The organism is Microbacterium barkeri (assembly GCF_027921765.1).
Taxonomy (GTDB): domain Bacteria; phylum Actinomycetota; class Actinomycetes; order Actinomycetales; family Microbacteriaceae; genus Microbacterium; species Microbacterium barkeri.
This window is the reverse complement of sequence record NZ_BSEJ01000001.1, coordinates 335,207-355,048: the sequence shown is the minus strand read 5'-3', so window position 1 is coordinate 355,048 and position 19,842 is coordinate 335,207. Positions and strand designations below refer to the sequence as shown.

Annotated in this window: 17 protein-coding genes; 4 read left to right on the top strand and 13 right to left on the bottom strand. The window is 72.7% G+C overall.

Annotated elements, in window-relative coordinates; genetic code table 11:
- Genes PKE79_RS01760 through PKE79_RS01745 form a run of 4 tightly spaced genes read right to left on the bottom strand, consistent with a single transcriptional unit; the run spans nucleotide 1 to nucleotide 3,090 of the window.
- Nucleotides 1-234 carry a MoaD/ThiS family protein gene (locus PKE79_RS01760; protein ID WP_271171939.1) on the bottom strand — a complete coding sequence of 78 codons (234 nt, stop codon included), beginning with the start codon at nucleotides 232-234 and terminating at the stop codon, nucleotides 1-3.
- A complete protein-coding gene (gene moaC / locus PKE79_RS01755; RefSeq protein ID WP_271171938.1) occupies nucleotides 231-713 on the bottom strand; it encodes a cyclic pyranopterin monophosphate synthase MoaC in 483 nt (160 codons plus the stop codon). Before moaC ends, PKE79_RS01760 begins: the two co-directional genes overlap by 4 nt.
- Entirely contained in the window at nucleotides 710-1,948 is a 1,239-nt protein-coding gene (locus tag PKE79_RS01750) for a molybdopterin molybdotransferase MoeA (protein WP_271171937.1), read from the bottom strand. Before PKE79_RS01750 ends, moaC begins: the two co-directional genes overlap by 4 nt.
- Nucleotides 1,945-3,090, bottom strand: coding sequence for a ThiF family adenylyltransferase (locus tag PKE79_RS01745; protein ID WP_271171936.1), 1,146 nt, complete (start codon nucleotides 3,088-3,090; stop codon nucleotides 1,945-1,947). Before PKE79_RS01745 ends, PKE79_RS01750 begins: the two co-directional genes overlap by 4 nt.
- Before the next feature lie 96 nt (nucleotides 3,091-3,186).
- On the opposite strand from PKE79_RS01745, the gene PKE79_RS01740 reads away from it, so the two are divergent.
- Together PKE79_RS01740 and moaA are read left to right on the top strand one after the other, a co-directional pair.
- Entirely contained in the window at nucleotides 3,187-4,365 is a 1,179-nt protein-coding gene (locus tag PKE79_RS01740) for an ATP-binding cassette domain-containing protein (protein ID WP_271171935.1), read from the top strand.
- A gap of 47 nt (nucleotides 4,366-4,412) precedes the next feature.
- Complete coding sequence (gene moaA, locus PKE79_RS01735; RefSeq protein WP_271171934.1) at nucleotides 4,413-5,429, top strand: GTP 3',8-cyclase MoaA; 1,017 nt, start codon at nucleotides 4,413-4,415, stop codon at nucleotides 5,427-5,429.
- A gap of 39 nt (nucleotides 5,430-5,468) precedes the next feature.
- On the opposite strand, the gene PKE79_RS01730 is transcribed toward moaA, so the two are convergent.
- The 4 genes from PKE79_RS01730 to PKE79_RS01715 form a co-directional block, all read right to left on the bottom strand.
- Nucleotides 5,469-7,118 carry an ABC transporter ATP-binding protein gene (locus PKE79_RS01730; RefSeq protein ID WP_271171933.1) on the bottom strand — a complete coding sequence of 550 codons (1,650 nt, stop codon included), beginning with the start codon at nucleotides 7,116-7,118 and terminating at the stop codon, nucleotides 5,469-5,471.
- On the bottom strand, nucleotides 7,115-8,077 hold the full coding sequence (locus PKE79_RS01725; RefSeq protein WP_271171932.1) for an ABC transporter permease: 963 nt from the start codon (nucleotides 8,075-8,077) through the stop codon (nucleotides 7,115-7,117). The genes PKE79_RS01730 and PKE79_RS01725 overlap by 4 nt, the downstream gene beginning before the upstream one ends.
- 1 nt (nucleotide 8,078) lies before the next feature.
- The gene (locus PKE79_RS01720) at nucleotides 8,079-9,161 is read right to left on the bottom strand and encodes an ABC transporter permease (protein WP_271171931.1); all 1,083 of its coding nucleotides are present in this window, start codon (nucleotides 9,159-9,161) and stop codon (nucleotides 8,079-8,081) included.
- A gap of 66 nt (nucleotides 9,162-9,227) precedes the next feature.
- Nucleotides 9,228-10,862, bottom strand: a complete 1,635-nt coding sequence (locus tag PKE79_RS01715) for an ABC transporter substrate-binding protein (protein ID WP_271171930.1) — start codon at nucleotides 10,860-10,862, stop codon at nucleotides 9,228-9,230.
- Nucleotides 10,863-11,035: 173 nt separating this feature from the next.
- On the opposite strand from PKE79_RS01715, the gene PKE79_RS01710 reads away from it, so the two are divergent.
- Nucleotides 11,036-12,391 carry a glycoside hydrolase family 3 N-terminal domain-containing protein gene (locus PKE79_RS01710; RefSeq protein WP_271171929.1) on the top strand — a complete coding sequence of 452 codons (1,356 nt, stop codon included), beginning with the start codon at nucleotides 11,036-11,038 and terminating at the stop codon, nucleotides 12,389-12,391.
- On the opposite strand, the gene PKE79_RS01705 is transcribed toward PKE79_RS01710, so the two are convergent.
- The 5 genes from PKE79_RS01705 to PKE79_RS01685 are packed head-to-tail and all read right to left on the bottom strand — an operon-like array spanning nucleotide 12,382 to nucleotide 17,065.
- Entirely contained in the window at nucleotides 12,382-13,281 is a 900-nt protein-coding gene (locus tag PKE79_RS01705) for a 3-methyladenine DNA glycosylase (RefSeq protein ID WP_271171928.1), read from the bottom strand. The two genes, PKE79_RS01710 and PKE79_RS01705, sit on opposite strands and share 10 nt — an antisense overlap.
- 1 nt (nucleotide 13,282) lies before the next feature.
- On the bottom strand, nucleotides 13,283-14,563 hold the full coding sequence (locus PKE79_RS01700) for a M18 family aminopeptidase (RefSeq protein ID WP_271171927.1): 1,281 nt from the start codon (nucleotides 14,561-14,563) through the stop codon (nucleotides 13,283-13,285).
- Nucleotides 14,564-14,600: 37 nt separating this feature from the next.
- Complete coding sequence (locus PKE79_RS01695) at nucleotides 14,601-15,311, bottom strand: SOS response-associated peptidase (RefSeq protein ID WP_271171926.1); 711 nt, start codon at nucleotides 15,309-15,311, stop codon at nucleotides 14,601-14,603.
- A gap of 9 nt (nucleotides 15,312-15,320) precedes the next feature.
- Nucleotides 15,321-16,352 carry an App1 family protein phosphatidate phosphatase gene (locus PKE79_RS01690; RefSeq protein ID WP_271171925.1) on the bottom strand — a complete coding sequence of 344 codons (1,032 nt, stop codon included), beginning with the start codon at nucleotides 16,350-16,352 and terminating at the stop codon, nucleotides 15,321-15,323.
- Between the two features lie 5 nt (nucleotides 16,353-16,357).
- Complete coding sequence (locus PKE79_RS01685; protein ID WP_271172183.1) at nucleotides 16,358-17,065, bottom strand: DedA family protein; 708 nt, start codon at nucleotides 17,063-17,065, stop codon at nucleotides 16,358-16,360.
- Between the two features lie 110 nt (nucleotides 17,066-17,175).
- Between PKE79_RS01685 and leuS the strand changes: the two genes are divergently transcribed.
- Nucleotides 17,176-19,728, top strand: coding sequence for a leucine--tRNA ligase (gene leuS / locus PKE79_RS01680; protein ID WP_271171924.1), 2,553 nt, complete (start codon nucleotides 17,176-17,178; stop codon nucleotides 19,726-19,728).
- Nucleotides 19,729-19,842 lie beyond the last annotated feature (114 nt).

Below are 19,842 nucleotides of genomic sequence, written 5' to 3'. Positions count from 1 at the left end.
TCACCCGCCCGCGAACGGCGGCAGCACGTCCACGTGCCCGGCGCCCGCGAGCGGAGCGTCGTCGTCGCGGCGCTCGCCGTCGACGAGGACGGCACAGCGCGGCAGCACGGACCCGAGGGCCGGGTGGTCGGCGACGAGCGCCGCGCGGAGCGCGTCGAGCGTCGCCTCCGTGCGCTCCTCCTCGGCGACGCCCGCGGCCTCCTCTGCGGCGGCGAAGTAGCGCACACGCGTCATGCCGGTGCCTCGCCGTCGCGGATCCAGTCGCCGGAGCGCCCGCCGGACTTCGCGACGATGCGCGCGCTCTCGATCGCCGCGGATCGGTCGATGCCCTTGATCATGTCGACGACCGCGAGCGCCGCCACCGTCACGGCCGTGAGGGCCTCCATCTCGACGCCCGTCCGGTCGGCGGTGCGGACCTCCGCCTCGATCGCGACGCCCTCGTCCTCCACGGCGAGGTCGACGCGTGCACCGTGCACGCCGATCACGTGCGCGAGCGGCAGGAGCTCGGCGCAGCGCTTGGCTCCCTGGATCCCCGCGATGCGCGCGACAGCCAGGACGTCGCCCTTCGGCACGGCGCCGTCGCGCAGAGCGTCGGCCGTCGCGCGTGCGCAGCGCACGAAGCCGCGCGCTGTCGCGGAGCGGACCGTGGGCTGCTTGGCCGTGACGTCGACCATGCGGGCGTGGCCCGCGGCATCCAGGTGCGTGAAGGTCATGACAACAGCATGACATCCACGGGGTCGCCCGCCGCGACAGCGTCGACCTCCGCGGGCACGACCGCGTACGCCGTCGCCGCGGCGAGGCTCCCCGCGAGATGAGAGCCCGATCCGCCCGGTGCGGCCGGGCGCACCGACCAGCGCGCGGGGTCCGATGTGTCCACGATCGCCGGCAGGTACTGGCGTCGCCCCGCGGGCGTGCGCCATCCGACCGCGGCGGGCAGCCGGAGGACGGGGCGAGCGGTGTCCCGGATGCCCTGCATCGCGCGCAGCGCGGGGCGCACGAACACCTCGAACGACACCGCGGCGCTCACGGGATTGCCCGGGAGGCCGAACAGCAGCGGGCCGTCGGCGAGCCGGCCGAAGGCCTGCGGCTTGCCGGGCTGCATCGCGACCTTGACGAAGGCGACCTGCCCGGCGAGCGCGTTCTTCACGACCTCGTACGCGCCCGCGCTGACCCCACCGGAGGTGATCACCGCATCCGCGTCGTGTGCCGCGTGCAGGAGCTCGGCGAACGCCTGCTCATCGTCGGACGACACGGCCACGCGCACGATCTCGGCCCCTGCCGCGGCGGCGAGCCCCGCGAGCAGGGTCGAGTTGGACTCGGGGATCTGGCCGCGGGCCAGGGGCTCGCCCGCCGGCACGAGCTCGCTGCCGGTGGAGAGGACCACGACTCGAGGGCGGCGGTGCACCCGCACCGCACCGCCGATGCCGGCGGCGGCCGCGGCGCCGAGGGCATGGGGAGTGAGCACGGTCCCGGCCGGGAGCACCTCGTCGCCCGCGCGGAGGTCCTCGCCCCGTCTCCGGATGTGAGCGCTGCGGCGGCGCGGCGCCCGGAGCACCGCGATCTCGCCGAGCGACGCGGCGAGGCCGTCGCGCGTGTCCTCGAACGGCACGATCGCGTCGGCAGCCGTCGGCACGGGCGCCCCGGTCATGATGCGGATGGCCTCCCCTGCGCCGAGCGCCGGGTCGGCAGGGTCGCCCGCGGGCAGATCGGCGACGACGCGCAGGGTGACGGCGCGCTCCGGGCTCGCGTCGGCGACGTCGTCGAAGCGGACCGCGAAGCCGTCCATCGCGGAGTTGTCGAACACCGGGATGTCGACGCGCCCCCGCAGCGCCTCGGCGAGCACGCGCCCGACCGCTGCGGCGAGCGGGACCTCGACCGGGTCGAGGGCGCGGACCTCCGCGAGGATGGCCGCGAGATGCTCCTCCACGGTGCGCAGGCGGCCGCTCACCGCGCGTCCTCCCTCTCGCGCCATGCCGCGTAGCCGCCATCGAGCACCCTCGCTCGCGTGAAGGGGGCGAGGGCCGTCGCCGCCCGCCGCGCTCGGCCCCCGATCTGGCACACGATGAGCACGGGGCGGTCGCCGACCTCGCGGGCGACGCGCTCGGGCGCGTCGAGTAGGTCGGCGAGGGGGATGTGACGCGAGCCGGGCACGATGCCCGCCTCGAGCTCCTCGGCCTCGCGCACGTCGATCACGATCGGGGCGGCGGGGCCCGCGAGCTCGGCAGCCGCGGCGTCGACCGGCACGATCTCGATCGGGTGCGCGGGAGAGTCGGACGCGGTCACCGTGCGCGGTCGGCTGGTCGCCCCGCCCTCGCGCGACTGCGGCGCACCGCGCAGCGGGATCTCGCGGAAGCGCGTGCCGAGCGCGTCGATGAGCAGCAGGCGGCCGACGAGCGGGTCGCCGACGCCCGCGAGGAGCGCGATCGCCTGCGTCGCCATGAGGGCTCCGAGCTGCAGGCAGAGGGGCCCGAGCACGCCCACGGCGGCGCACGTGGGCGGCTCGCCGATGCGATCAGCCGGGTAGAGGTCGTCGAGCACGACGGGCGCGACGCCAGCGGGAGGGCGCGACCAGAAGACCGTGAGCTGCGCGTCGGTCTCCTGGACGGTGCCCCAGACGAGCGGCGTGCCCGATGTCGCGCAGGCCGCCGCGACGGCCGAGCGCGTCGAGAAGAGGTCGGAGCCGTCGAGCACGACGTCGGCGCCCTCGAGGAGGCGCGCCGCGCTGTCGTCCGTGAGGCGCTCCCGGATGGCCCGCACCCGCACCTCCGGTGCGATCTCGCCCGCGACGCGCACGGCGCTGTCGACCTTCGGCGCCCCGACGTCGGAGAGGCGGTGGATGACCTGCCGCTGCAGGTTGGTCAGCTCCACGTCGTCGTCGTCGATCACCGTGAGCGTCCCGACACCGGCGGCGGCGAGGGCGAGCACGGCCGGGGAGCCGAGCCCGCCCGCGCCGACGATCGCGACGTGCCCCGCAGCGAGCCGGCGCTGCCCGTCATCGCCGAGCGCAGCGAGCGAGCGGTGGCGGGCCGTGCGCCGCTGCTCGGCGGCGCTCAGCGCGGGGACGGGCTCGACGAGCGGCGGGAACGGCATGGGATCAGGGTACGGCGTCCGCGTCGCCCGCGATTCTCCGGCGATCCATTCCCTTCCGGGCATCGCCGAGGCAGGATCGGAAGGGGGAGGGGGCTCATGGGGGAATCGGTCCGGATGCGCAGGGGCGCGCACACCGTGCCGGTGGACACCGGCGCTCTGCGGCTGAGCCCGCCCGTGCTCCGCGCGGATGTGCGCGTCGACCGGAGCCGCGCGCTCGCGCTCAACGCGCGGATCGAGCTGCACCACGGCGAGATCGTCGCGGTGATGGGACCCCGCGGCTCGGGCGCCTCGACGCTCCTCGCCGCGCTCGCCGGGACCATCCGCCTGTCCGACGGCTCGATCGAGCTCGATGCGGGCATCCGGATCGACCGCCGTCGGCACCTCCGCCCCGCGCGGCGGGGCATCGCGCTCGTCGCCGGCGCGCCGGACCTGCCCGAGCACCTCCGCCTCCGGGACATCGTCGCCGACGGGCTGCGGCATCGGGGGGTCCCGCGCGGTCTCGCTCGCCAGGAGGCGGACGAGTGGCTGTGGCACGTCGGGCTCCCCGGAGCGGGCGACCATCACCCGCGCGAGCTCTCGCCCGGCGGCCGGGTGCGGGTCGCGGTGGCGCGCGCCCTTGCGGCGGCACCGCGGGTGCTCCTCCTCGATGACCCGCTCGCGCGGCTCGACGCACGCGAGGCGGACGACGTGCGCCAGATGCTCCGCGAGCAGCTCGCGGCGACCCTGACGACCGCGCTCGTCGTCACGCGCGATCTCGTCGACGCCGTCGCGCTCGCGCAGCGGATGGTCGTCCTCGAGCGGGGGCGCGTGACGCAGTCGGACCGGATCCCCGCCGTGCTCGCGGCTCCCGCGACCGCCTACATCGCGGAGATCGCGGGACTCAACCGGCTCGAGGGCGTGTTCGCGGACGGCCACTGGACGCAGCGCGAATCCGGCCCCGGGCCGTTTCTCGCGTCGTCCCACCGCACGCATGTCGCCGAGGGCGCCCCGGCCGCGGCGATCTTCCCGATGCGGTCGGTCCGCGTCGAGCACACGGCAGAGAGCACCTGGACCGGCGCGGTGCGCGTAGCGGGGGACAGCCCGGCGTCGCCCGGCCGCTGGCTCTCGCGTGTCGCGCGGATCGAGCCCCTGCCCGCGGGCGGCCGCGTGCGCACGAGCGCTCCCGAGATCGCGGTCGACCTGACATCCGCCCGCCTCGCGGAGCTGCGCCTGCAGCGCGACGACCCGATCTGGCTCTCGGTCGACCCGTCCGACGTCCGCGTGCGGCCGGCCTGACCGCCGCGGCGCGCCCCCGCGCGCCGCCGCGGGCCTACGCTGGACGGATGCGCAGCTCACCGCCTCTCGTCGACACGCACGGCCGTGTCCACCGGGACCTGCGCATCTCGCTGACCGACCGCTGCTCGCTGCGCTGCACGTACTGCATGCCCGAGCAGGGGAACGAGTGGCTCGCGCGCACGAGCATCCTCTCCCTCGACGAGATCGAGCGCGTGGCGGCGGTGGCCGCGGCCGCGGGCATCACCACGTTCCGCCTCACGGGCGGGGAGCCCCTGCTGCGCTCCGACATCGTCGAGGTCGTGCGGCGGCTCGCACGGCTCGAAGGCCCGGATGGCCCCGTGCAGATCGCGATGACGACGAACGGCATCCGCCTCCCGGAGTTCCTGCCCGGTCTCGTCGCGGCGGGGCTGAGCCGCCTGAACATCTCGATCGACACGCTCGACCGCGAGCGGTTCCGGGAGCTCACGCGCCGGGATCGCCTCGGCGACGTGCTCGAGGGCATCGCGGCGGCCGCGGCCTCGCCGCTGCGTCCGCTCAAGCTGAACGCCGTCGCGATGCGCGACGTCAACGTCTGCGAGCTCGTCGACCTCGTCGCGTTCGCGGTCGGCCACGGCGCGCAGATGCGGTTCATCGAGCAGATGCCGCTCGACGCGGGCCACACGTGGTCGCGCGAGCGGATGGTCACGCGCGAGGAGATCCTCGACGCGCTGTCCGCGCGATGGGAGCTCACGCCCGTGCCCGGGCGCGGGGGCGCTCCGGCGGAGACCTGGCTGCTCGACGGCGGGCCGCACTCGGTCGGCGTCATCGCCTCGGTCACGGCGCCGTTCTGCGGCACCTGCGACCGGCTGCGGCTCACGGCCGACGGCCAGCTGCGCAACTGCCTCTTCTCGACGACCGAGTTCGACCTGCTGCCGATCCTGCGCGCAGGGCACGCGCCGGGCGTCGAGGAGCAGCACCTCGACGCGATGCTGCGCGGCTGCATCATCCGCAAGCTGCCCGGCCACGCGATCGACGATCCGTCGTTCCTGCAGCCCGCACGCGGGATGAACGCGATCGGCGGCTGAGTCCCGGTCGCCGAGCCGGAGCCCGGCGACCGGGAGCGGTCAGCCCGCTGCCGCGACGCGCTCCCACTCCGCGCGCCGCTGCGCCTGCAGCACCGGGTCGGGCACGGGCAGCGACGCGATGAGCCGGCGGGTGTACGGATCCTGCGGCGCGCCCAGCACGTCGGCGGTGCGGCCCTGCTCGGCGATGCGGCCCCTGTGGAGCACGACGACGCGATGCGCGAGCAGGTCGACCACGGCGAGGTCGTGCGTGATGAACAGGGCAGCGAAGCCGAATCGCTCCTGCAGCTCCGTGAAGAGCTCGAGCACGCGCGCCTGGACCGAGACGTCGAGCGCGCTCGTCGGCTCGTCGGCGATCACGAGCTTGGGCTCGAGCACGAGTGCCCGCGCGAGGCTCGCGCGCTGCCGCTGGCCGCCAGAGAGCTCGTGCGGGAACCGCCGTGCGACCTCGGGTGGCAGGTGCACCGCCTCGAGCAGCTCGGCGACGCGGTCGTCGGCCTCGCTCTGCCCGACGCCGTGCACGCGCAGCGGCTCGGCGACGCAGGCGCCGATCGTGAGCAGCGGGTTGAAGCTCGACGCCGGGTCCTGGAAGACGAAGCCGATCTCCCTCCGACGCGCCCGGAAGTCCCGTTCGCGGATGCCGTTGAGCTCCGCCCCGAGCACGCGCAGCGAGCCGCCCGTGACGGGAGCGAGCGCGGCCATCGCCCTGCCGATCGTCGTCTTGCCCGATCCGGACTCCCCGACGAGCCCGAGCACCTCGCCCGGGCGGATGTCGAAGCTCACGCCGTCGACCGCGCGGAAGCCGCGCGCCCCGAAGCGGCCGGGGTACTCGATCTCGAGTCCCTCGGCGCGGACGACGGGCTCGGCGTCGACGTCGCCCGTGTACGGACGATCGGCGATGGCGAGCCGCGGCACGGCCGCGAGCAGGCGCTGCGTGTACGCGTGCTGAGGGCGGGCGAACAGGTCGACGGCGCGCGCGGTCTCGACGATGTCGCCGCGGTACATGACGGCGACCCGGTCGGCGAGATCGGCCACGACCCCCATGTTGTGGGTGATGAGGACGATCGCGGTGCCGAACTCGTCGCGGGCCCGGCGCAGGAGGTCGAGGATCTCGGCCTGCACGGTCACGTCGAGAGCCGTCGTCGGCTCGTCGGCGATGATCACCTTCGGGCCCAGGACGAGTGCCTGCGCGATCACGATGCGCTGCTTCTGCCCGCCCGAGAACTGGTGAGGGTAGTCGTCGACGCGGCGCTCGGGGTCGGGGATGCCGACCTTGCGCAGGATCTCGACGGCGCGCTCGCGCGCCTCCTTCCGCCCGATGCGCTCGTGGGCCCTGATGCCCTCCGCGATCTGCCATCCCACCGTGAAGACGGGATTGAGCGCGGTCATCGGCTCCTGGAAGATCATCGCCGCCTCGGTGCCGCGCACCGCGCGCAGGCGATCGGGCGACAGCGCGACGACATCCTGCCCCGACAGCACGACGGCGCCGTCGACGCGCGCGGTCTCGGGCAGGAGCCCGAGGATCGCGCGCGCCGTGACGGTCTTGCCGCTGCCCGACTCGCCGACGACGGCGAGCACCTCGCCGGAGCGGACGTCGAGGTCGATGCCGTGCACCGCGTGGACGTCGCCGCCATCGGTCGCGAACGTGACGTCGAGACCCTGGATGCGGATGGCGGACTGCTCCTGCGTCATGCGCTCACTCCTCCTTCGACCGCCACGGCGGCCCTCTTCGCGACCGCACGGCGCGTGCGCAGTCGCGGGTCGGCGAGGTCGTTGAGGCTCTCGCCGACGAGCGTGATGCCGAGCACCACGAGCACGATGGCGACGCCGGGGAAGATCGACGTCCACCACACGCCGCTCGTGACGTCCTCGATCGAGCGGTTGAGGTCGTAGCCCCACTCGGCCGCCGCGGTCGGCTCGATGCCGAACCCGAGGAAGCCCAGCCCCGCGAGCGTGAGGATGGCCTCCGACGCGTTGAGCGTGAAGATGAGCGGCAGCGTGCGGGTCGCGTTGCGCAGCACGTGGCGCATCATGATCCGCCAGGGCGACGCGCCGATGACCTTCGCCGACTCGACGAACGCCTCCGACTTGATGCGCACGGTCTCCGCTCGGACGACCCGGAAGTACTGCGGGATGAACACGACCGTGATCGAGATGGCGGCGGCGAAGACGCCGCCGACGAGGCTCGACTGACCGCCCGAGATGACGATCGCCGCGACGATCGCGAGCAGGAGCGTGGGGAACGCGTAGATCGCGTCGCAGATCACGACGAGCACGCGGTCGATCCAGCCGCCGAGATAGCCGGAGACCACGCCGAGCAGGATGCCGATGAAGATCGACATCGCGACCGAGACGACGATCGCGAACAGTGCGGTCTGCGTGCCCCAGATGACGCGGGACAGCACATCGAAGCCGCCGGCGGTCGTTCCGAGGACGTGCTCCGCGCTCGGCGCCTGTCGCGCGCCGAAGGTGCCGTCGGCATCCGACAGCTGCGAGAAGCCGTACGGGGCGAGCACCGGCGCGAGGATCGCCGTGAGGAGGAACACCGCGCAGATCGCGAGGCCCGCGGTGAGCATGCCCCGCTGGAGACCCACCGACTGCCGGTACGAGCGGACGACGGGGAGACGCGCGAAGAGGGATTCCCTCGCCATGTCAGTACCTCACCCTCGGGTCGATGAACGCCGCGATGATGTCGACGATGAAGTTGGACAGCGCGACGATGACGGCCAGCAGGGCGACGATGCCCTGCACCGCGACGAAGTCGCGTGCCCGGAGGAACTCGGCGAGCTGGAAGCCCAGGCCCGTCCACTCGAACGTCGTCTCGGTGAGCACGGCGCCGCCGAGGAGCATCGCGATCTGGAGGCCGATGACCGTCACGATCGGGATGAGCGCAGGACGATACGCGTGCGTCGCGACGAGGCGCCGCTCGCGGACGCCGCGGGAGCGCGCAGCGTCGATGTACGGCATCGACAGCGTGCCGATGACGTTCGTCCGCACGAGGCGGAGGAACACGCCCGCGGTGAGGAGCCCGAGCGCCAGGCTCGGCAGCACGGCGTGCGAGAGCACGTCGGAGATGTAGGCGGGGTTGCCGCTGCGGATGGCGTCGATCGTGTAGATCCCGGTCGCGCCGTCGAGGCGGTTGAGCCCGATCTCCACGCGCGGGGACGCGCGACCCGAGGTCGGCAGGACGCCGAGCCAGACCGAGAAGACGAGCTTGAGCAGGATCCCCGCGAAGAACACGGGCGTCGCGTAGCAGAGGATCGCGAACACGCGCAGCACGGCGTCGCCCCAGCGGTCGCGGACGGCCGCCGCGATCATGCCGAGCGGGATGCCGACCGCGAACGCCACGATGAGCGCATAGACCGCGAGCTCGAGCGTCGCGCCGCCGTAGCGGAGCAGCACGTCGCCGACGGGCTGGTTGTCGAGCGTCGTGCCGAAGTCGCCCACCGCGATGCGGCCGAGGTACTCGAGGTACTGCACGAGGATGGGCCGGTCGTAGCCGGCCGCCTCGATGCGCTCCTGGAGCTGCGCGGGCGTGAGCTGGCCGCCGAGCGCGGCGGTGATCGGATCGCCGGTCGCGCGCATGAGCACGAACACGGTCGTCACGAGGATGAGGACGGTCGGGAAGATGAGCAGGAAGCGGACGAGCACGTAGCGCCAGAGGCCGTGCCCTCCGCTCGCACGCCGGACGAGCGACGCTGTGGTCGCCTCCGGCGGAGTGAGGGTGTCGGTCACAGGAGGTTCTCCATCATGCCGGAGAGGGCGGGCCGGAGGTCGTCCGGCCCGCCCTCTCCTCGGCGGTCAGCGCGTCAGGGGTGCGAAGCGCAGCTTGAACGAGGCGTCGAGGAGCACGCCCTCGATGTCGGACGCGCTGACGAGGGTCTGCGCGCCCTGGAGGTACGGCACGGTCGAGAGATCCTCGGCGACCATCGCTTGGATCTGCTCGATGAGCGCCGTGCGCTCGCCCTCGTCGGGCGTGACGGCCTGCTGGAGGATGAGGTCGTTGACCTCGGGGTTCTCGTAGTGGTTCACGAGGAAGTTCTCCGTGAGGAAGAACGGCGTGAGGTAGTTGTCGGCGTCCGAGTAGTCGGGGAACCATCCGAGCTGGTACGCGGGGTACACGTCGGCGACGCGGTCCTCCGAGTACTGCGTCCACTCGGTCGAGTTCAGCGAGACGTCGAAGAGGCCGTCCGCCTCGAGCTGCTTCTCGATGAGGGCGTACTCGTCGCCCGAGTTCGGCCCGTAGTGATCGGGGCTGTACTGCAGGCTCAGCGCGACGGGCGTCTCCACCCCCGCGTCGGAGAGGATCTGCTCGGCGCTCGCCGCGTCGGGGCCGCCGTCGCCGTCGCCGTAGAGGTCCTTCAGGACCTCGGTCGCGCCGATGAATCCCTCGGGAACGTACGAGTAGAGGGGCGTGTACGTGCCGTTGTAGACCTGCTCGCTCAGCTCGTCGCGGTCGATGAGCGATGCGACCGCCTGCCGCACGGCGAGCGCCTTGGCCTCGTCGGCGTCCTCCGTCTCCGAGCCGTAGGGCTGCGTGTGGAAGTTGAACACGATGTAGCGGATCTCGCCGCCCGGGCCCTCGTGGACCGTGAGCGCGTCGTCGCCCGAGAGATCGGCGACGTCGGCGGGGGACAGGCTGCGGTACGCGACGTCGACATCGCCCTGCTGCACCGCGAGCTTGAGGTTCGACGACTCGGCGTAGTAGTTCAGGATGACGCCGTCGTTCGCGGGCGTGTCGATGAGGCCCTGGTAGGCCTCGTTCGGCGTGAACTCGATGATCTCGTTGAACGTGTAGGACGTGATCGAGTACGGTCCCGCGAACGCCTCGGCCTCGACGATGTCCTCGTCGGGCGTGAGCGCGTCGGCGGCGAAGACGTCCTCGTCGACGATCGCGCCGGGGAAGCTCGTGAGGATGTACGGGAACACCTGGTCGTTCTCGGTCTTCAGGTTGAAGACCACGGTCGTCTCGTCGGGGGTGTCGATCGAGTCCAGGTTGTAGAGCAGCGACGAGGCGCCGTTCGGGTCGGCGATCGCGATCTGGCGCTCGAACGAGAACTTCACGTCGCTCGAGGTGAGCGGGTTGCCGTTGGCGAACTCGAGGCCCTCGGGCAGGGTCACCGTGTACTGCGTCGGCGACGTGAACTCGGCGCTCTCGGCGAGGTCGGGCACGACCTCCGTGCTGCCGGGCGCGGTGTTCACGAGGTACGGGAACACCTGCGTCTGGACCGCGAGCGACCCGTTGTCGTAGGAGCCTGCCGGGTCGAGCGTCGTGACCTTGTCGGTCGTGCCGACGAGGATCTGGTTCTCGCCCGCTGCGGGCTCCTCGCCGCCGCCGCCCTGGCCGCCCGCGCAGCCCGCGAGGGCGATCGCCGCGACGGCGGGGACCGCCGTGATCCAGGCCCGACGTCGGACGCCGTTGTGGACAGTCGTCATGGAACTTTCCTCTTTCCTGATGCTTCGCACATCGAAAGGAGCGCCGAACGGGTTCGTCGGCGCTGACCCGAGAATCCTCGCACAGGGTTTTCACAGCGCCGGGACCTGGGAAGTGAGCCGCCGCGGGTGTTTACAAGACCGTCACAAACCGCGGCCCGGCTTAGCATTGCGCTATGGGGATGGCACACGGCGGGCGCGGCGGGATTCAGGGGCTCACGAGAGCGGCGGCCGCCATCGCCCTCACCGCGATCCTGCTCGGCGCGGCGCCCGCGACCGCAGCGCCCTCGGCCGCGCCGACGCCGACGCCGACGGCGTCGCCGACCGGCACCGCGGCGCCGTCGGAGACCGACGCGCCCGCCGAGGAGGACGCGACCCCCGCGCCCTCGGAGAGCCCGAGCGAGGCGCCCACCGAGGCGCCGGAGCCGCCCGCGGAGCAGACCGTCCGCGTCGAGGCGGCCGATGCCGACGCGTACACCCAGCGAGCGGCGCAGATCGTCGCGGACATGACCCCCGAGCAGCGCGCCGGCACGGTGGTGATGGGGCACATCCCCTCGCGCGACGCCGACACCGTGCGCGCCTATCTCGCCGACAGCGATCTCGGCGGGTTCCTGCTCATGGGCGCGAACGTCGGCTGGGAGGAGCAGGTGCGCTCGCTCACCGACGCCATGGTCGTCGACCCGGCGCTGCCGCCCCTTGTCGCCGTCGACCAGGAGGGCGGCTCCGTGTCGCGGCTCTACTGGGATCGCGCCGACTCCGCGCGTGCGCTGCGCGACGAGTCGCCGGGAGCGACCGAGGACGCGTTCGCGACGCGAGGCGCCCTCGTGGCGCGTGCCGGCATCGGCGTGAACTTCGGCATCGTCGCCGACACGACGTCCGACACGGGGTCGTTCATCTGGCGCCGTGTGCTCGGCGAGACGCCGAGCGACGCGACCTCGCGTGTGGCCGCCGCGGTGACGGGCGAGGCCCCGTATGCGCTCTCGGCGCTCAAGCACTTCCCGGGTCACGGGGCCGTCCGCGAGGACTCGCACTTCACCATCCCCACGACCGACACGCCGCTGTCGCAGTGGCGCTCGCGCGACGCGCGTCCGTTCTCCGCGGGCATCTCGGCGCAGGTGCCGCTCGTGATGACCGGGCATCTCGCCTACACGGCGGTCGACGCGGCGCCCGCGTCGCTCTCGCCGGAGTGGTACCGCATCCTCCGGGAGGAGCTCGGCTTCGAGGGCGTCGCGGTGACCGATGACCTGGGGATGCTCGTCCAGAGCCGCGTCCCCGCGTACCAGGACCCCGTGCAGAACGCGGTCACCGCGATCTCCGCCGGGGCCGACCTCGTCCTCAGCGTCGCGAGCTCGAACGCGCAGACCGCTCCGGACATGGCCGCGGGCATCGCCGCGGCGGTGGCGGCGGGAACGCTCCCCGAGGAGCGGCTCGCCGAGGCGGCCACGCGCGTCGTCGCGCTGCGCCTGCAGGTCGCCGGCTCCGGGCGGTCGTTCCTGCCGTGCGAGGGGGAGTGCGCGGCGCCTCAGAGCTGATCGGATGACGCAGGCGCGCCCTGCCACGCCTCCAGGATCCGGCGACGCAGCGCGTTCCCGCGCTCCGCGAACGCGCGCTGGCGCCGCACGTACTCCGCCTTGCCCTCGGGCGTCTCGATCGGCACGGGCTCGAAGCCCCAGTCCGCGAGGTCGTACGGTGACGCCTCCATGTCGAGACGTCGGATGTCTCTGGCGAGCTCGAAGGCGTCGAGCAGGAGCTCGCCGGGCACGAGCGGGCCGAGCTTGATCGCCCACTTGTAGACGTCCATCCCCGCGTGCAGGCAGCCGGGCTGCTCGCGCTCGGGCTGCCCGTCGCGCGTGAGGGCCTCGCGGTTGCGCGGAACGGCCTCGGGAGTGAAGAACCGGAACGCGTCGAAGTGCGTGCAGCGCAGCTCGTGCGCGTCGACGACGGCGTCGGTGCCGTCCTGGCCGAGCCGGAGGGGCTGCGGATGTCGGTGCGCACCCTGCCGATAGACCATCGCCCACTCGTGGAGGCCGAAGCAGCCGAACTGCCCGGGGCGCGCCGCGGTGCGGCGCAGGATCGCGTCGATGAGCCCGACGAGCTGGGGCTTGGCCGCCTCGAACCCTGCGCGGTCGACGACGAGCCCGCCCGGATGCGCCCCCGCGGCGTACCAGCGCCACTGCGCGCGCTCGTCGGCGGCCGCGTCGTCGAGCTCGACACCCGCGCCGGGGTGCCAGCGCCTCAGCACAGCTGGCTTGTACGAGTAGTACGTGAAGAGGAAGTCCCACACGGGGTGCTTCTCTCCGCGGACCGCGCGCTCGCGGTGCCCGGCGGTGAGGGCGTCGGCGCGCTCCCGATGCGCCGCCTCTCGCGCGCGCCACTGCGCGCGCGAGAGGCGCGCGGGAGCGGCGGTCGCGACGGCGGGCATGTCAGCGCGCGAGGACGGCGGCCATGCCGCGGGAGAGGTACCAGGGATCGACGACCGCGGTGAGCTCGCGGGCCGAGTGCATCGAGAGGATGGGCACGCCGACGTCGACCGTGCGGATGCCCAGTCGGGTCGCCGAGATGGGCCCGATGGTCGAGCCGCAGGGGATGGCGTTGTTCGAGACGAACTCCTGCGTCGGGATGCCCGCGGTGCGGCACGCGGCCGCCCAGGCCGCGGCGCCGTGCGCGTCGGTCGCGTAGCGCTGGTTCGCGTTGATCTTCAGGATGGGGCCGCCGCCGACCACGGGCTGGTTCGCGGGGTCGTGGCGCTCGGCGTAGTTGGGGTGCACGGCGTGACCCACGTCGCTCGACACGTGCAGCGACGCCGCGCAGGCGCGCGCCCTCTCCTCGGGGCCGGCCCCGAGCGCGGTCGAGATGCGCACGAGGACCTCCTCGTGGAACGGGCCGGCCGCTCCCGAGCGGGAGGCGCTGCCGATCTCCTCGTGGTCGAACGCGGCGAGCATCGCGATCGCGGAGACGGGGCGGGCGTCGCGGATGGCCGTGACGGCGGCGTGCGCCGAGAGCAGGTTGTCGAGACGGCCCGACGCGAACAGCCCGCCGTCGGCGCCGAACACGCGCGGCTCCTGGGTGTCGGCGACGACGAGATCGTACCCGTCGATGCGGTCGGGCGCCGTGCCGGCGAGCGACGCGAGCGCTGCGAGGATGTCGGCGCTCTCGCGGTCGCCGAAGCCCCACACGGGCTGGGTGTGGCGCTGCTTGTCGAGGGCGAGGCCCTCGTTCACCGCGCGGTCGAGGTGCACGGCCAGCTGGGGGATGCGCAGGAGCGCGCCGGTGCGCACGAGGTGCTCGTCGCCATCCGACGTCACGACCCGCCCCGCGAGCTCGAGCTCGCGGTCGAGCCAGGAGTTGAGGAGCGGCCCGCCGTAGACCTCGACGCCGAGCTGCCACCATCCGCCCGGTCCGAAGGTCGTGGGCTTCGGCTTGAGCTTGAAGCCGGGGGAGTCCGTGTGGGCGCCCACGATCGCGAACGGCGTCGTGGCGCCGGCGGCCTCGGGCACCGCGAACGCGATCGCGGAGCCGTCCCGCACGACGACATACCGCCCGCCGGGCGCGATGTCCCACGCATCCGTCTCCGCGAGTCGAGCGAACCCGCTTGCGACGAGGCGGCGGGCGATCTCCTCGGCCGCGTGATACGACGACGGCGAAGCCGTGACGAAGGCGGCGAGATCCTCGATGTGGGCGCGTGCGGCGGCGGGGACGGTCATCCCTCCAGGGTATCGACCGGTTCGACGACGGCGGTCGTCAGTCGACCGGCTCGATGAGCTCGGGCGAGTCGTTGCGCACGTTGCCCACGGCCGCGCTCACGCGGTGGAAGGAGAGCCCCTCTGCGACGCGCGGCGCGTCGTCGAGCGCCGCGTCGAGGATGTCGAGGGGGTAGTCCACGTCGGTGTCGAGCCACGCGTCGGCGTGGTCGGCGTCGAGGAAGACGGGCATCCGCTGGTGGACGGAGCCGAGCTGGCCGATCGCGTCGCGCGTAAGGATCGTGAAGCTCAGCATCCAGCGGGCGGGGTCGTCATCCGCCTTCGACGGATCCTTCCACCACTCGTAGAGGCCGGCGAGCAGCAGGGCCTCATCCTCCGACGGGTGGATGAAGAGCGGGATCTTGCCGTCCTCCGTGACCTGCCACTCGTAGTAGCCGCTCACCGGGACGACCGCGCGCCGCTTCTGGAGCGCGGGAGCGAACATCCGCTTCTCCTCGAGCTCCTCGGCGCGCGCGTTGAAGGCGCGCGAGCCGATCGACGGGTCCTTGGCCCAGGAGGGCACCAGGCCCCAGCGCGCCGGCTCGAGTCTCCGCGTCGGCGGGTCGGTCTTCGCGGAGTCGAGGACGATCGCGGCGCGCGCAGTGGGCGCCACGTTGAAGGAGGGCGCCGGCAGATCGTCGGACACGAGGTCCACGCGCAGCTGGCCGACCAGTTCCGAGCCCACCCGGGCCACCACGAAGCGTCCGCACACGCTGGCAGGCTACGCCTTCAGGATGCCGACGGCCTCGAGCCGCTCGGCGAGCCCCGCACCGTCGTCGGCCGTCACCCACGGCACGCCGGCCGCGCTGTGGTCGTCGACGACCGTGCGGCCGCCCGCGAGCACCGCCTGAGCGGGCGAGAGCCGGCGGATGGCCACGGCCGAGACCGACGAGGGATGCTCGCGCGTGAACTCGGTGTAGATCTCGTCGTCGTGCTGCCCGTCGTCGCCGATGAGCAGCCACGCGATGTCGGGGAACTCGTCGGCGAGCCGGCGCAGGTTCGTGCGCTTGTGGTCGGTGCCGCTGCGGAACCACCGGTCGTGCGTCGGCCCCCAGTCGGTGAGGAGCATCGCGCCGGGCGGGAAGAGATGACGCGACAGGAAGCCCGTCAGGGTCGGGGCGACGTTCCACGCGCCCGTCGAGAGGTAGAGCATGGGGGATCCCGGGTTCTCGCGCACGATGCGCTCGAGCAGCACCGCCATGCCGGGCACGGGCTGGCGCGCGTGCGTGTGCAGGACGAACGAGTTCCACGCCGCGAGCAGGGGGCGCGGCAGCGCCGTGACCATGACGGTGTCGTCGATGTCGGACACGATCCCGAAGCGGACAGCGGGGTCGACGACGAAGACCCTGCCCGGGGTGGGCGTGCCGCCCTCGACCGACATGTGGAAGGTCTGCCATCCCGACGGGAGGTCGGCGGGGATGACCGCGTCGACGACGCCGCCGCGGTCGGCGACCACCTCGTGCGTCTCGCCGCCCACGGTCACCGTCACCTGCGCGAACGCGATGGGGATGCCCGCGAACGAGCGCCACCCGCGCACGCTCGCCGCCTCGCCCTCGGGTGTGTGCTTGGGCGCGGGGACGATGAGCACGCGGCCGACGACCCGGATCCATCCCTCCCCGCCGTAGCCGGAGAAGGGGACAGCGGTCGGCGTGCGGCCCTTCCGGCGCGCGACGCGCTCGCGCCACGCATGGAAGCGGCGCTCGAGGCGGGCGACCCAGTGGATCTTGCCTGGGGCGGGCGTCGTGGAGGGCATCGCCCTCAGTCTTCCATGCGCCCGGGTGCTCCGTCGGCGCCGGGCCCGGCGTGGTCCCCGGATGGGTCGTCGTCGCCCGCGTGGAGGTGGCGGTGCTCGAGGCGCGCGATGATCCGCTTCCCGAGGAGCACGAGCAGGAGGAACACCGCGATCGCGCCGACGAAGAGGTAGCCCGCGTAGTGCGCCTGGTCGGCGATCTCGCGGAAGCCGGTCGCGGCGCCCGCCGCGATGGAGACGTAGAGCGACGACCACAGGACGCAGGCGGGCAGCGTCCACGCGATGAAGCGCCGGTAGCCGTAGCCGCTCATCCCGACCGTGAGGGGGACGAGGGAGTGCAGGACGGGCAGGAATCGCGAGAGGAAGATCGCGATCCCGCCGCGCCGGCGCAGATAGCGCTCCGACCGCTGCCAGTTGCGCTCGCCGATGCGCCGGCCGAGCCAGGAGTGCCGGATGCGCGGCCCGAGCCAGCGCCCGAGAGCGAAGCCGATGCTCTCGCCGACGAGCGCGCCGAGCACGACGGCGGCGCCGAGGACGACCCCCTCGACGGGCGAGGCGACCGCGGTCGCGGCGACGATGACGACGGTGTCGCCGGGGACGACGAGCCCGACGAGGACGCTCGTCTCGAGCATGATCGCGAGCCCCGCGAGCGCGGTTCTCAGGACGGGGTCGACCGACCCCACGACGTCCAGGATCCACAGGAGGATCTCGTTGATCACGTGCCGAGCATACGAGACGACGGCGCGCGCTAACCTGGAGTCTCCCGATCTCCCGCCGCGCGGCTCCCCGCGCGGCGCGTTTCGATTCCGATTGGCTTCATCGCACCGTGTCGCAGAACCCCGCAGAGCATCCCGAGAACGACATCCACGCCGTCCAGGCGAAGTGGCAGCGCTACTGGAACGACCACGGGACGTTCCTCGCCGGCGGGGACGCCGACACCCGTCCGCGCAAGTACGTGCTCGCGATGTTCCCGTACCCCTCGGGCGACCTGCACATGGGGCACGCCGAGAACTACCTCTACAGCGACATCGTCGCGCGCTTCTGGCGTCACCGCGGCTACAACGTGCTGCAGCCGATCGGCTGGGACTCGTTCGGCCTGCCCGCCGAGAACGCGGCCATCCAGCGCGGGGCCGACCCGAGCCGCTGGACGTACGACAACATCGCGCAGCAGCGCGAGAGCCTGAAGGCGTACGGCGTCTCGTTCGACTGGAGCCGCGTGCTCCACACGAGCGACGAGGACTACTACCGCTGGAACCAGTGGCTGTTCCTGCAGCTGCACGAGCGCGGCCTGGCCTACCGCAAGGAGAGCCCGGTCAACTGGTGCCCCAACGACCAGACGGTGCTCGCGAACGAGCAGGTCGTCGACGGCCACTGCGAGCGCTGCGGCGCCGAGGTCGTGAAGAAGAAGCTCACGCAGTGGTACTTCAAGATCACGGAGTACGCCGATCGCCTGCTGGACGATCTGAACCAGCTCGAGGGATTCTGGCCGCACAAGGTGCTGCAGATGCAGCGCAACTGGATCGGCCGCTCGGTCGGCGCCGACATCGACTTCGAGATCGAGGGCCGTGACGAGAAGGTCACGGTCTTCTCGACGCGCCCCGACACGCTGCACGGCGCCACCTTCATGGTCGTCGCGCCCGACAGCGACCTCGCCGCCGAGCTCGCGGCCGGCTCGTCGCCCGACGTGCGGATGGCCTTCCAGGACTACCTCGACCAGGTGCGCAAGCAGACCGAGATCGAGCGTCAGAACACCGACCGGCCGAAGACGGGCGTCTTCCTCGACCGCTACGCGATCAACCCCGTCAACGGGGAGCGCCTGCCGATCTGGGCCGCCGACTACGTGCTGGCCGACTACGGGCACGGCGCCGTCATGGCCGTGCCCGCGCACGACCAGCGCGACCTCGACTTCGCGATCGCCTTCGACCTGCCCGTGCGCGTGGTCGTCGACACCACGGCGCCCGTGACCGGCGCGATCCCCGTGATCGAGGTCGACGAGGACGGCGTGCCGATCGACCCCATGCCGCTCGATGACCCCAAGGAGACGGGCGTCGCGCTCACGGGCGAGGGCCGTCTCATCAACTCGGGCGCGCTCGACGGCCTGTCGAAGCGCAACGCGATCACGCGCGTCATCGAGCAGCTCGAAGCCGCGGGAACGGGGCGCGCGGCCAAGCAGTACCGCCTGCGCGACTGGCTGATCTCGCGTCAGCGGTACTGGGGCACGCCCATCCCGATGCTGCACACGGAGGACGGCCGCGTCGTGCCGGTGCCCGAGGACCAGCTGCCGGTGCGGCTGCCGAGCGCCGAGGGCCTCGACCTCAAGCCGAAGGGCAAGTCGCCGCTCGGCGCCGCGACCGAGTGGGTGACGACGACCGAGCCCGAGACGGGCGCGCCCGCGCTCCGCGACCCCGACACGATGGACACGTTCGTCGACAGCTCGTGGTACTTCCTGCGCTTCCTGTCGCCGGGGCTGAAGGACGCTCCGTTCGCCCCGCAGGACGCCGACCGCTGGGCGCCCGTGGACGCCTACATCGGCGGCGTCGAGCACGCCATCCTGCACCTGCTGTACGCGCGCTTCATCACGAAGGTGCTGTTCGACATGGGCAGGGTCGACTTCACCGAGCCGTTCTCGTCGCTCATCAACCAGGGGATGGTCATCCTCGACGGCGCCAAGATGTCGAAGTCGAAGGGCAACCTCGTGCTCTTCAGCGACGAGCTCGCCGCGCACGGCGCCGACGTTCTGCGCGTCGCGCTGGCGTTCGCGGGCCCGGTCGAGGACGACAAGGACTGGAAGGACGTCTCGACGACCGGCGCGCACAAGTTCCTGCAGCGCGCGCTGCGCATCGCGCACGAGGTGTCGAGCCCGACCGACGTCGTCTGGGCCGAGGGCGACGTCGCGCTGCGCCGGGTCACGCACCGCCTGCTCGCGGAGGCGCCGACGCTCGTCGAGCAGACGAAGTTCAACGTCGTCGTCGCGCGCCTCATGGAGCTCGTCAACGCCATCCGCAAGACGATCGACTCGGGTGCCGGCGCGGCCGACCCCGCCGTCCGCGAGGCGGCCGAGGTCACGGCGATGGTCCTCGACCTCTTCGCTCCGCACACGGCGGAGGAGATGTGGGAGATCCTGGGGTACGAGCCCTCGGTAGGACTCGTCACGTGGCGGAACGCCGACCCGACGCTCCTCGTCGAGGACAAGGTCACCGCGGTCGTGCAGATCGACGGCAAGGTGCGCGCGACGCTCGAGGTGCCGGCCAAGATCGACGGGCCGTCGCTCGAGCACCTCGCACGCTCGGACGAGCGCATCACGCGCGCGCTCGGCGACCGCGCCATCACGCGCGCGATCGTCCGTCCGCCGAAGGTCGTGAGCTTCTCGACGAAGTAGGACGCGTTCGACGAGGCCGGCATCCCAGGCGGGGTGCCGGCCTCGCCGTGTGCACAGGGTCGTGCGGGCGGCGCGTCGCGGCAGGAGGCGGCCGTCGCCCCGCGAACGCCGAAT

Coding starts and splice junctions, on each gene's coding strand:
- PKE79_RS01760 (WP_271171939.1), bottom strand. CDS start 234: ATGACGCGTGTGCGCTACTTCGCCGCCGCAGAGGAGGCCGCGGGCGTC.
- moaC (WP_271171938.1), bottom strand. CDS start 713: ATGACCTTCACGCACCTGGATGCCGCGGGCCACGCCCGCATGGTCGAC.
- PKE79_RS01745 (WP_271171936.1), bottom strand. CDS start 3,090: ATGCCGTTCCCGCCGCTCGTCGAGCCCGTCCCCGCGCTGAGCGCCGCC.
- PKE79_RS01740 (WP_271171935.1), top strand. CDS start 3,187: ATGGGGGAATCGGTCCGGATGCGCAGGGGCGCGCACACCGTGCCGGTG.
- moaA (WP_271171934.1), top strand. CDS start 4,413: ATGCGCAGCTCACCGCCTCTCGTCGACACGCACGGCCGTGTCCACCGG.
- PKE79_RS01730 (WP_271171933.1), bottom strand. CDS start 7,118: ATGACGCAGGAGCAGTCCGCCATCCGCATCCAGGGTCTCGACGTCACG.
- PKE79_RS01725 (WP_271171932.1), bottom strand. CDS start 8,077: ATGGCGAGGGAATCCCTCTTCGCGCGTCTCCCCGTCGTCCGCTCGTAC.
- PKE79_RS01715 (WP_271171930.1), bottom strand. CDS start 10,862: ATGACGACTGTCCACAACGGCGTCCGACGTCGGGCCTGGATCACGGCG.
- PKE79_RS01710 (WP_271171929.1), top strand. CDS start 11,036: ATGGGGATGGCACACGGCGGGCGCGGCGGGATTCAGGGGCTCACGAGA.
- PKE79_RS01705 (WP_271171928.1), bottom strand. CDS start 13,281: ATGCCCGCCGTCGCGACCGCCGCTCCCGCGCGCCTCTCGCGCGCGCAG.
- PKE79_RS01700 (WP_271171927.1), bottom strand. CDS start 14,563: ATGACCGTCCCCGCCGCCGCACGCGCCCACATCGAGGATCTCGCCGCC.
- PKE79_RS01690 (WP_271171925.1), bottom strand. CDS start 16,352: ATGCCCTCCACGACGCCCGCCCCAGGCAAGATCCACTGGGTCGCCCGC.